The organism is Natrialba sp. PRR66, from assembly GCF_034808065.1.
Classification (GTDB): Archaea; Halobacteriota; Halobacteria; order Halobacteriales; family Natrialbaceae; genus Natrialba; species Natrialba aegyptia.
Map to the genome: position 1 here is coordinate 1 of NZ_JAXHGN010000072.1, position 278 is coordinate 278.

A 278-nucleotide genomic window follows, 5' to 3' on the forward strand; every position below is an offset into this window, starting at 1 on the left:
GTTTCGCGCACGCCGTTCGGGATCGCTGAACCGATCCGCTCGCAGCGACGGTTCTACGTTCCGACGCTCGTGTTCGGGGCCATCTTCTTCCTCTGGACGTCGCGGTACGAACTGTTTTTCAGCGCCACTGAGTACGTCACTACCACCTTTCTCCAGTTCCTGCTGGGGTCGCCCGGCCCGATCGGCGAGTCCGTCCAATCACAGGGGGCCTCGCTCTCGGCGCTCGGCGCAGGGCTTCACGAGATCGTCTTCAAACTGCTGTTCCCGAGCCTCGTTCT

Annotated in this window: 1 pseudogene; it reads left to right on the forward strand. The window is 62.6% G+C overall.

The window, feature by feature from the left end:
- Window positions 1-278 (forward strand): annotated as a pseudogene (locus SM755_RS23530) (hypothetical protein); the annotation flags it as partial.